The following is an 11872-nucleotide window of genomic DNA, read 5'->3' as shown; positions in this document are numbered from 1 at the left end:
TTATGGATTTACTTAGTATGTTAAATGACAAACAAAAAGAGGCTGTAACTTGCGTGGACGGTCCCTTACTTATTCTTGCAGGTGCGGGAAGCGGTAAGACGAGAACGATAATACACAGAATAGCGTACATAATAGAGCACGGCTATGCAAAGCCTTGGGAAATTTTGGCGCTTACATTTACGAATAAAGCAGCCGGAGAAATGAGAGAAAGAATTGACAGTATGGGGATTCCTTTTACCTCAGATATATGGATGGGTACTTTTCACTCGATATGTGCAAGGATATTGAGAATGGAAGGAGATAATTTGGGGTATACAAATAATTTTTCTATATATGATGATGATGATACCAAAAGGCTGGTAAAATCAATTTTAAAGGATTTGGATATTTCAGATAAAGAGTTTCCTGTTGAAGGAGTGAAATCTCAAATATCCCTTCTTAAGAATAACCTTGAAACCAGTGATGACTATATGGACGAGCACGGGGATTTTGATGAAGCTTATACTGAAGCTAAGATTGCACAAATTTATAGTGAATATCAAAAAAGACTGTTAAGTTCAAATGCAATGGACTTTGATGATTTACTTTTAAATATCAATATACTTTTTGCAAAATGCCCCGAAGTTTTAAACAAATATAAAAACAGATTTAAATATATTCTTGTAGACGAGTATCAAGATACAAACTTATCCCAGTATGCAATAGTCAGTAAACTCGCAGAAGAACACAGAAATATATGTGTTTGCGGTGACGATGACCAAAGTATATATGGATGGAGAGGGGCTTCAATAAGAAATATATTAGAATTTGAGGATGATTTTGATGATGCGAAAATTATAAGACTTGAACAAAATTACAGGTGTACAAAAAATATATTAAATGCCGCAAATGGAGTTATAGAACACAATAAAAAGAGAATGGGAAAAACGTTGTTTACGGATAATGAAGAAGGAGAAACTATAAAGTATCTTCATGCAAACAGTGATTTGGAAGAGTCCTCTCTTATTTCCAGGGAAATATTTTGTTTGAATGAATATAACGGGATTCCTTTCAGTGATATTGCAGTACTTTATCGAACAAATGCACAATCCCGTATTTTAGAAGAAGGTTTGATAAGAAGAAATATACCGTATCAGATTGTTGCGGGAACAAAGTTCTATGATCGTATGGAAATTAAAGATATACTTGCGTATTTAAAGATGATAGTAAATCCTCAGGATGATATTGCACTTATGAGAATAATCAATACTCCAAAAAGGGGAATCGGACCGGCAAGTATTGAAAAGATAAAGGACTATTCTTTTATGAAAGGAATTTCCATGTATGAGGTTATAAAAAATATAGATTCTTCTCCTTTATTTAAAGGTGCCATTAAAGAAAAACTCATGCTTTTCAGAGATACTATGGAAGAGATAAGAAGACTGGCTGAAAGCAATGGGCTTATGGACATTGTAATTAATACAATTCATTTAAGCGGATATGAGCAGATGTTGAAAGAGGGGAAAATGGAAAATGCTTCGGGCAGACTTGAGAATTTGGACGAGCTTGTCAATGCGGCAGGGGATTTTGAGAATAATGAAGAAGAAAATACATTGGAGGCTTTTCTTGAAAATGCAGCTCTTGTAGCCGGTGTTGATTCTTATGATGAAAATAGCTCAAAAGTTCTTCTTATGACACTTCATAACGCAAAGGGCTTGGAATTTGATATAGTATTTATGCCGGGTATGGAAGAAAATTTGTTTCCAACCTACAGAGCAGTAAATGAAGACAGCGAGATGGAAGAGGAAAGAAGACTTTGTTATGTTGGTATTACCAGAGCGAGGAAAAAGCTTTATATGTCATCAGCGGAAACCAGAAGGGTATATGGTAGAAACGAGTACAGAAATCCTTCCAGATTTCTTCTTGAAGTACCGAATGATCTTATAGAAGGAACGGATGTCATAAAATCTGAAAACAAAGAAAAAGAGCTTTTAAATACCGGCATGAAAAAGATGTACGATCCTTATAAGCATGTGGCTAAAAAAACCGAAAACTTATTTAAACAAAATAATAATTTTTCTGATATCAGTTTGAGTCCCGGAGATAAAATAGAACATAATGCTTGGGGTATCGGGACGGTTATTGGGATAGAAGGCAGCGGAGATGATGCAAAGATTACGGCAGCTTTTCCCGAAATCGGCATTAAAAAATTTATGGCCGGAATTGCTAAATTTAAAAAGATATAAATTGAAAAAAGATACTGTTTGATACAGTATCTTTTATTATAATCCATATTATGATGAAGTGTACAAAATGTATTATATGGATAAGGTTTTATAGAAAAGACATTTTTTTTATGATATAATTTATATGTTTTGATGAATTATATAAACATTATTAATAATAATAAATAAGAGGTAAATAATATGATATACGTAGATGCTTTTGGTGGAGATTTTGCTCCTGATGCAATGGTAAAAGGGGCTGTTTTGGCGGTAAAAGAATTTGACAGAGAAATAACTCTTGTCGGTCATGAAGAAAAAATAAGAAAAGTATTTGAAGAAAATAATTTAAGTATGGATAAAATAAGTATCATTCATGCGCCGGAAGAAATAACCTGTCATGATGAAAGCGCACTTGCGATAAGAAGGAAAAAACAATCTTCTCTTGTTGTTGCAGCAAATAAAATAAAAGAAGACAGAAACAGTGTTTTGGTTACTGCAGGGAGTACGGGTGCGGTACTTTCGGCAGGTGTTCTTGTTACAGGAAGAATCAAAGGGATTAAACGTCCTGCTTTGGGGGCTGTGCTTCCGGCAAGAAAAAAGCCTATTTTGTTGATGGACTGCGGTGCAAATGCCGACTGTAACAGTGATTATATAGAACAGTTTGCTACTATGTCCAGCATATATATGGAAAATGTAATGGGAGTTAAGAATCCAAAGGTGGCACTTGCAAATATAGGTTCTGAAGAAGAAAAAGGAAACAAATTATATAAAGAAATACATCAGGTTTTAAAAGAAAACAAAGAAATAAATTTTGTCGGAAATATAGAAGGAACAGAAATAATGAACAGCGACAATGATGTGGTTGTTTGTGACGGATTTACCGGTAATATAATTTTAAAAACCATAGAGGGTATGGGCAATTTAATGAAGTCAATACTAAAAGATGTATTTTATACGAATACAAAAACAAAAATAAGTTATGTTTTGGCAAAGAATGTATTAAATGAGGAGATGTCGAAATTGTCTTCAAAAAGATACGGAGGAGCTCCGTTGCTTGGTGTTAACGGGGGGATAATAAAAGCCCATGGAAATTCTGACGAAACTGCATTTAAAAATGCCATAAAACAGGCTATTAAATTCGAAGAAAATGAAGTTTTAGAAAAAATAAAAAATATCTATGCTAAATAAGGAATATATGATATAAGTATATATATAATAAAAAGTATTAGTGTATGGAGGAATAAAAAATGATTTTTGAAAGGGTTAGAGATATTATCGTTAAGCAATTGGAAGTAAGTGAAGAAGCCGTTACAATGGATACTTCTTTTACCGATGACTTGGATGTTGATTCGTTAACATTAATTGAGCTTATTGCTGATTTTGAAGATGAATTTAACATTGAAATCGAAGAAGATAAGCTTGAAGATATGAAGACGGTTAAAGACGTTGTTGACTATTTGGAATCATTATAAAAATAAATAAAAGAATAAGGCTCCTTTTAGGAGCCTTAAACTATTTAAAAAATTAAAGGAATTTTCTGTAATTTTTTACATGGTTTATGAGGTAGGAAATGGATATAAAAAATCTGGATAAATTAGAAAATAAGTTAGGATATAAATTTAAAAATAAGGATTTAATAAAAGTTGCTCTTACGCATTCTTCTAAAAGCAATGAAAATAAATCTCTTGAAAATAATGAAAGACTTGAGTTTTTGGGAGATGCTGTTTTGGATTTATGTGTGGGAGCATATCTTTATAAGACTCTTAAGGATCAAAAAGAAGGTGTGCTTACAAAGCAAAGAGCATTAATCGTTTGTGCCGATTCGTTGTATATTGCAAGTGAAAAACTTAATCTTGGTGAATATATACTTCTCGGAAAAGGAGAGATGCACAGTGGTGGAAAATATAAAAAAAATATAATAGCCGACTGTTTTGAAGCGGTTTTAGGCGCAATTTATTTGGATAGTAATTATGAAAGTGTAAGTCAAATAGCTTTGAACTTGCTTTCTGATATTATACAAAAGGCTATAAAAGGTAAGTTAACATATGATTATAAAACCCTCTTACAGGAATATATACATTCAAAAAGCATAAAAGATTTTTCTTACGAATTGGTTCAGATTAAAGGACCGGAACACGATCAGGTTTTTACTTCAAAGGTTATAATAAACAATAAAGATATGGGTGAAGGTGAAGGTAAAAATAAAAAGGAATCTGAGCAGCATGCTGCTTTAAACACACTGAAAAAACTTAAATTAATTTAGGTGGTAATAATGTATTTAAAAAAAGTTGAAATTTACGGTTTCAAATCTTTCGGACAAAAAGTAGAAATAATATTCGATAATAAAGTAACGGGAATCGTAGGTCCTAACGGAAGCGGTAAAAGTAATATTGTTGATGCAATACGATGGGTATTGGGTGAACAAAGAGTGAAGTCTTTAAGAGGCGGGAAGATGGAAGATGTTATATTTTCCGGAACCGAAGAAAAGAGAGCCCTTGGATATGCTTTTGTAAGTATAACAATAGACAACACTACGGGAATTCTTCCAAGTGAATACAGTGAAGTTAATGTTTCAAGGAGGCTTTATCGCTCGGGAGAAAGTGAATATTATATAAACAAGAATTCCGTAAGGCTTAAAGATATTCAAGAGTTATTCATGGATACGGGACTTTCAAGAGAAGGGTACTCAATTATATCTCAGGGTAAAATAGAGAGCATTGTGAACAATTCTGCCGTTGAAAGAAAATTAATGATAGAGGAAGCCGTAGGTATTGTAAAATATAAGACCAGAAAAAACGAAGCTTTAAAGAAATTAGACAAAACACAAAATAATCTTTACAGAATTTTAGATATTATATCTGAGTTGGAAAAGAGGATTCCTACCCTTAAGAGGAATTCAAGAAAAGCAAAAGAATATATTGCATTAAGTGAAGATTTAAAAGGCTTGGAACTTAATTTATTTGTACATAAAACGGATAAATTAAAAAAAGAATTGACCGAAACAGAGCATAATGAATCCGTAATGAAAGATACTTTAAGGGAGCAAGAGGAAAACATCTCAGTACTTGATAAGAAGTACAGTGAACTTAAAGTTGAAATCAACTCTTTTGATGAAGAAATAAATAAAGCAAATAAAGAAATTCATGATTTTATATCCACATACGAAAATTCAAAAGTAGAGGTGGAAGTAAACAAAAGTAAGATAGCCAACCATGCGGAAAATATACAATCATTAAAAGAAGGTATTATTAAGCTTGAAAAAGAGAAAAGCATAAATTTTAATTCTTTGGATGAGCTTGAAACAAAATCAAAGGAACAAGAGATTCTTTATGAAAATTTGACAAAAGAGTTTGATGCTTTAAAAACTGAAGTGGAAAGATTAAAAGGGTTGGCAGACGAAACGGAAAGTGCGATAGAAAAAGAAAATATAAATTTAAAAATAAAAGAGAGACTTCTTAAAGATAAAGAGAGTCTTCTTAGTGACAGCATAAACCGAATAGAAAACAATAAATTTATTATCGCTAAATTGAAAGAAGAGAATGTATCGTTAAAAGAAGATATTGATTTATTGGAGAGTTCGATTGAAAATATAGACAATACCTTAAATGAAGAAAAGCTGGAAAAGCTTGATGATGAAAATAATAAACTACTTGAAGAAAGGTATTTGATAGAGGAGGCGAAGGCTGATTTTCGCGAGAAACTTCTTGAAAAATATAATAAAGTAAAACTTTTAAAAGGGCAACGTGATATTCTTACGGGTTATGAAGAAAACAAAGAAGGATATAAGTTTGCGATAAAAAAGCTTTTTGAATTTGCAAAACAAAATGATTTGAAAGAAGATATTTACGGAACTCTCGGTGATATTATTACCGTTCCGGAAAAATATATGGAGGCGATTCAAAAGTCTTTGGCTTCAAATATAGAACATGTAATTGTAAAAAATGAATCAATTGCATCAAAGGCTATAAAAATATTGAAAGAAAACAGATGGGGAAGAATAACTTTTTTGCCTCATAATATAATAAAACCTAGAGAAATATATAATCTTGATTCTGCTGTTAAAAGAGCAAAGGGTTTTGAAGGTATTGCCAGTAATTTGGTAAAATACGAAAGTAAATTTGAAAATATAGTTAAAAACTCTCTGGGAACTCTTTTGATTTTTGATACTTTAGAGAATGCAAATATATTTGCCAAATCAAGCGGGCATAAATATAAGATAGCAACTCTAGACGGTGAGGTTCTTTTCCCGGGAGGAGCTTTAATCGGTGGACATAATAAAAATAACGACAAAGGCTTGTTGTCAAGAAAAAATGAGATAGATAAATTAAGGGAAAAAATAAAAAAAGCTGTTGAGGACTATAATCAATTTTTAAAGCAGGGAGATTCTTTTGATAATCAGTTAGAAAAAAAAGATAAAGAGTTAAAAACAAAGGCTGAAGAGATAAATAATTTAACTTTGCTTATAAGTAAAGAAGAAGATAAAAACAGAGATGCCGAAGACAATCTTGACAGGATGTACAAAGCATACGAAGACAACAAAAAAAAGATTGAGGATTTAGAAAAATCTGATGAGAAGATACTCATTATGAATGAAAATTCTAAGAAAGAAATTGAAAACCTTTATGAAGAAATCGAAAGTAAAAAGGATGAAATTTCTCAGATAGGAATGGGGCTATACAAAGATAAGTATCTGGATAAGGCAACGGAATTAAATAAGCAGGAAATTGATTTATATAAAGAAGAAGCCAAACTTAAAAAATATAACTTTGATATTGAAGATATAAAAAACAATATTAAAAGCATCAATGAATCTATTGCTGCTGCCGGGGATGAAATTGAAGAAAATGAGATTAATATCGGTATACTGAACAAGGCAATCAATGAAGCAAAAGAATTGGACGAAGATTATGACAATTTGAAAAAAAATCTTGATGATAAGTATACTCTTTTAATAGATAAAAAGAAACAGGCTAACGATGAGTTTGAAAATATTAATTTAAATCTGAAAGACTTACAGGAAGAAAGATTCTCTTTAAGCGAAAAAATTCAAAAAATCGAGAATACCAAAGATAAAATATCTCTTGAAATGGAATATTTGCAAAAAGGTATCATTGAAGATTACAATTTGACGTATGCGCAAGCCGTTGAATTTAAGAAGCCTATTGATAATCTTTTAGAAACCGAAATTAAAGTAAAAGATTTAAAATCTTCCATAAAAAAACTCGGTAATATAAATGTTGAATCGATAGAAGAGTACAAAGAAGTAAAAGAAAGGTTTGAATTTCTGAAAGAACAAAAAGATGACCTTGAAAATTCAAAAGATGAACTTCTACATATCATAGGAGATATGAACTCAAAAATAGAAGAAAGATTTTTAAGGGAGTTTAACAACATAAATAAAGAGTTTGAGATAGTATTTAAAAAGTTGTTTAACGGAGGTAATGCAAAGCTTATTCTTACAAATCCGGAAGATATAATGGAAAGCGGTATAGATATCGTGGCTTCTCCTCCAAAGACTAAACTGAAAAATATTTCGTCATTATCCGGAGGAGAAAAATCAATGACGGCAATAGCTTTGATTTTTGCGATACTGAAATTAAAACCTGCACCTTTTTGCGTTCTTGACGAGATTGATGCGGCACTGGATGACGCAAATGTTGCAAGATTCTGTAATTATTTAAAATCCATAATAGAAGATAATCAATTTATTATAGTAACTCACAGAAAAATAACTATGGGTATTGCGGATGTTCTTTACGGTGCAACTATGGGCAGTGAAGGTATTACAAGAATCGTAAGTGTTAAATTAAAAGATATACATGAAGGCGGTGAAATAAGTGTCAAAAGAAAAATACAATAAAGGATTGGATAAAACAAAAAAAAGTCTTTTGTCTAAATTAAAAGATGTATTTTCTTCAAACAAGATCGATGATGATTTATATGAAGAATTAATCGAAGTTCTCATTTTAAGTGATATTCCTTTTAGTGTTAGTGAAGAAATAATAGAAAACGTAAAGGAAAACGCAACAAAAAAAGATGTAAAAGATATAAACAAACTTTACGACTTAATCAAAGAAGAAATCAAAAACAGACTTAGTTTAAACCTTTGGGATAAAGAAATAAAAAAACCTGCTTTAATACTTTTTATAGGGGTAAACGGTGCAGGAAAGACAACAACAATAGCAAAGCTTGCAAACAAATTTTTAAAGGACGACAATAAAGTTATTTTAGCTGCGGCAGATACATTTAGAGCGGCAGCCAGCGAACAACTATCCACTTGGGCAGAAAGGCTTAATGTTCCAATCGTAAAGAGTAAACAAGGTCAAGATCCTGCAAGTGTAATTTACGACTGCCTGGATTCTGCAAAAGCAAAAAATATGGATATAATCCTTGCGGACAGTGCAGGTAGACTCCAAAATAAAAAAAATCTCATGGATGAACTTAATAAAATTTATAGGGTTTGTGATAAATTTAAAGGAGAATATAATTTATATACTGTTCTTGTTCTTGATGCCGGGGCGGGACAAAACAGTGTTATTCAGGCGGAAAGCTTTAATGAAAGTGCAAAAGTTGACGGTATAATAATGACAAAATTAGACGGAAGCGCAAAGGGAGGCGTTATTGTTTCTCTTGCCGGAGAGGATAAACCTCCTATGTGGTATGTAGGGCTTGGAGAAAGCCTCGAGGATTTGGAAGAATTTAATGTAGACGACTTTGTGGATGCAATAATTTAAAAAAGACTTACATAAGTAAGTCTTTTTTATTATCATTTTTTTAGTCGTCCCAAGCTGTGAAGCTTCCTGTTATTGTTTTGTAAGAATTACTTCCGCTTTGTGTTACACCGTAGATGCTATATGTATATTTTTTACCTTGAGTTAGATTTTTATCTAAGAATAATTCTATATCGTCTTCATCACATATTAGATATGAATTTTTATCTGAGTAAGTATTCCCATTTGAATCTTTAATTACTATATATGCGTTTGATTTTGCTTTTATTAACTTATCAAAATCAAATGATACTTCTCTGTCTTCTCTGTCAAAATCAACGTCTTTTACTTTAAGGTTAGATTTAACTGATTTTTCTTGTTTCTTTGTTTCAAAATTAATTTTTAAGCTTGAAAAAGCGTTTTCGTTATAAGCTTTTATACCTTGAATAGTTACTGTGTAGCTTTGTCCGTCTTTTATGTTATCTACATAAAATTCCATATCGTCATCGTCTTTATCTGTTATTCTTGCGTTATAACTATTTCCATTTGCGTCAGTAACTGTTATGCTTATATTGTTGTCCCATATAACTTTTTTCTTAAAATTAACATCTATTTTATTTTTACTTTCATCATCTTGTCTAACTGAAGCAACTTGTACTGATGTTATTTCACTTGTTTGTGTATCACTTGTTGTTGTAATACTGTCATTTGTTAAATTTGTTTTGTTTTCAAGTGGATTTACCATATGGTTCATACCAACTTCTTTTGCAAATACGCTTGCACCTACTAATGTTATACCAATGATTGTAACCATAATCAAAACTGTTTTCTTTTTCATTTTTCTTTCCTCCGTTTTTTCGATACCTTCTTTTTATGCTTTGATAATAGAAAAGAAAAATTAAAGTAAAATTAAAGAATTTAATTTTTTAAAATTATTTTAAATTTTGTTCCAACGTTCTCTTTACTGCTTACTGATATACTTCCATCCAGTTTTTCTATTATTGTTTTTACCATCGACAATCCAAGCCCGAGGCTGTTTTCATTATCCCTTGAAGGATTAACTTGATAGAACCTATTCCATATTTTATTTATATTTTCACTGTTTATTCCGATTCCGTTGTCTTCAACAATACAAACTACATGATCATTTTCCTTATAAGATGTTATATTTACATAGCCGTTATCTTTGCCGTATTTTATGGCGTTTGATATTAGATTAATAAATACTCGCATTAATAAAACTGTATCCGAACATATATTAATATTTTCATTTATTTTTGAGTTTAGAACTATGTTTTTTTCTTTTGCCTTTATTTCCATTTCCTCACAAACGCTTTCTACAAGCTCTTTTAAATTGATTTTTTCTTTTTGAATCTTAATTCTGTTAAAATCAAATCTTGTAAACATAAGAAGTTGAGAAATTAAAGAAGAAAGTTTTTCTCCTTGTTCTTTTATTAAATTCAAAGCCTCTTTTTGTTCTTTTTCACTACCTTCGTATAAAGCATAATCACAAGAGGCTAATATAACAGAAACAGGTGTTCTAAGTTCATGAGAAGCGTCAGAAGTAAATTTTTTCTCATTTTCGAATGAAGTTTCAAGTCTTTCAAACATCTCATCAAAAGTCTTTGCCATTAAGTTTATTTCATTTTTGGAATCATCGTTCAAATTAATTCTTCTTGATAAATCATTTCCGTTTGATATATTGATTGCAGTGTCCACTATTTTATCAATAGGGGACAGAGTTCTCTTTGTTATAAAGTATCCGACCAAGGCTGAAATAATCAAAAGGATAGGTATAATTATTATAAATATTTTTATGATAAAAGTATTAAAAGTTTCAATAGTAGATATAGACATATATCCCCTTATAAAAACTTCGTCAATATTTGTCATCTTATCATAAACATACCAGTTGTTTGAATTTCCTTTATATTCGTTAAATCCATCAGAATAAGAAAGATGTTTTAAATCTATATCGGAAGGAACATTACCTCTAAACAAATCACCGTTTTGGTATATAGCTATTTCCACTCCATCTTTATAAAACTCAAAATCATCATCGTATATTTCTTCAAACCCTTCATCGTTTATATCTTCCACACATTCGTTTATTTCTTCCTGTAAGGTCTGTTTTAATGTTATATTCGTAAATCCTCCCATACTTATGGATAAAAATACAAGAGTTGAAATAAGTATAAGAGCTATTACAAATATATACCAAAAATTAAGTTTAGTTTTTAATGATAAATTTTTCATTATTCTTCCTTTAATACATATCCTATATTTCTTTTTGTGTGGATTAATTTTTTATCATAGCCCGTATCCATTTTTTTTCTTAAATATCTAATATATACGTCTATCATATTTGACGTACCTTCATAGTCGTAATTCCATACATTTTGTTCAATTTGTTCTCTTGATAAAATCATACCTTTGTTTTTTATAAGAAAAACCAGTATCCCATATTCTCTGCTGGAAAGTTCTATTTCTTTTCCTGCTCTCTTTACTGTTTTTGCATTACAGTCTACTTCCAAGTCTGCTACTTTATATACATTTGTTTTATTCTTTGAATTTCTTCTTGTTACGGCATATATCCTTGCAATAAGTTCGCTAAAAGAAAAAGGTTTTACCATATAATCATCTGCCCCAAGATTTAATCCTGTTACAATATCTTCTGTGGAATCCATGGCCGTTAGGGCTATAATATATGTTTCGATTCCTTTATCTCTGATTTTTCTTATTACGTCAAAGCCGTTTATTTTAGGTATCATTATATCCAGAATTACTACGTCGTACTGTGTACTTTCTATGTAAAATACTGCATCTTCTCCGTTAAAACAACTGTCCACGGTATATTTTTCACTCTTTAATCTTTTAACGATTAGTTGGTTTAAATTCTTTTCATCCTCAACAACAAGAATTCTCATATACTGCTCCTTTACTTTAAGTTTTTATTTT

The 11872-nt window shown here is 30.9% G+C and carries 9 protein-coding genes; 6 read left to right on the top strand and 3 right to left on the bottom strand.

The window, feature by feature from the left end; genetic code table 11:
• Window positions 1-2: 2 nt before the first annotated feature.
• The 6 genes from pcrA to ftsY all read left to right on the top strand — a co-directional run bounded on the left by pcrA (window position 3) and on the right by ftsY (window position 8938).
• Complete coding sequence (gene pcrA / locus QZ357_RS06705; protein ID WP_290773538.1) at window positions 3-2225, top strand: DNA helicase PcrA; 2223 nt, start codon at window positions 3-5, stop codon at window positions 2223-2225.
• A 180-nt stretch (window positions 2226-2405) separates the two neighbouring features.
• On the top strand, window positions 2406-3392 hold the full coding sequence (gene plsX, locus QZ357_RS06700) for a phosphate acyltransferase PlsX (protein WP_290773536.1): 987 nt from the start codon (window positions 2406-2408) through the stop codon (window positions 3390-3392).
• 59 nt (window positions 3393-3451) lie between these two features.
• Window positions 3452-3676 (top strand): acyl carrier protein, encoded by a 225-nt coding sequence (gene acpP / locus QZ357_RS06695; RefSeq protein ID WP_290773533.1) that lies wholly within the window; start codon window positions 3452-3454, stop codon window positions 3674-3676.
• 98 nt (window positions 3677-3774) lie between these two features.
• Complete coding sequence (gene rnc, locus QZ357_RS06690) at window positions 3775-4467, top strand: ribonuclease III (protein ID WP_290773530.1); 693 nt, start codon at window positions 3775-3777, stop codon at window positions 4465-4467.
• Between the two features lie 9 nt (window positions 4468-4476).
• Complete coding sequence (gene smc / locus QZ357_RS06685) at window positions 4477-8064, top strand: chromosome segregation protein SMC (protein ID WP_290773527.1); 3588 nt, start codon at window positions 4477-4479, stop codon at window positions 8062-8064.
• Window positions 8042-8938, top strand: a complete 897-nt coding sequence (gene ftsY, locus QZ357_RS06680) for a signal recognition particle-docking protein FtsY (protein ID WP_290773524.1) — start codon at window positions 8042-8044, stop codon at window positions 8936-8938. The genes smc and ftsY overlap by 23 nt, the downstream gene beginning before the upstream one ends.
• 40 nt (window positions 8939-8978) lie before the next feature.
• On the opposite strand, the gene QZ357_RS06675 is transcribed toward ftsY, so the two are convergent.
• From QZ357_RS06675 to QZ357_RS06665, 3 genes are all read right to left on the bottom strand, one after another.
• On the bottom strand, window positions 8979-9752 hold the full coding sequence (locus QZ357_RS06675; protein ID WP_290773521.1) for a hypothetical protein: 774 nt from the start codon (window positions 9750-9752) through the stop codon (window positions 8979-8981).
• Between the two features lie 80 nt (window positions 9753-9832).
• The gene (locus QZ357_RS06670) at window positions 9833-11170 is read right to left on the bottom strand and encodes a HAMP domain-containing sensor histidine kinase (protein ID WP_290773518.1); all 1338 of its coding nucleotides are present in this window, start codon (window positions 11168-11170) and stop codon (window positions 9833-9835) included.
• The gene (locus QZ357_RS06665; protein WP_290773515.1) at window positions 11170-11841 is read right to left on the bottom strand and encodes a response regulator transcription factor; all 672 of its coding nucleotides are present in this window, start codon (window positions 11839-11841) and stop codon (window positions 11170-11172) included. The genes QZ357_RS06670 and QZ357_RS06665 overlap by 1 nt, the downstream gene beginning before the upstream one ends.
• Between the last annotated feature and the right edge of the window lie 31 nt (window positions 11842-11872).

The sequence above is a fragment of the Anaerofustis sp. genome, from assembly GCF_019420015.1.
Classification (GTDB): Bacteria; Bacillota; Clostridia; order Eubacteriales; family Anaerofustaceae; genus Anaerofustis.
This window is presented reverse-complemented; position numbering and strand designations above follow the sequence as displayed.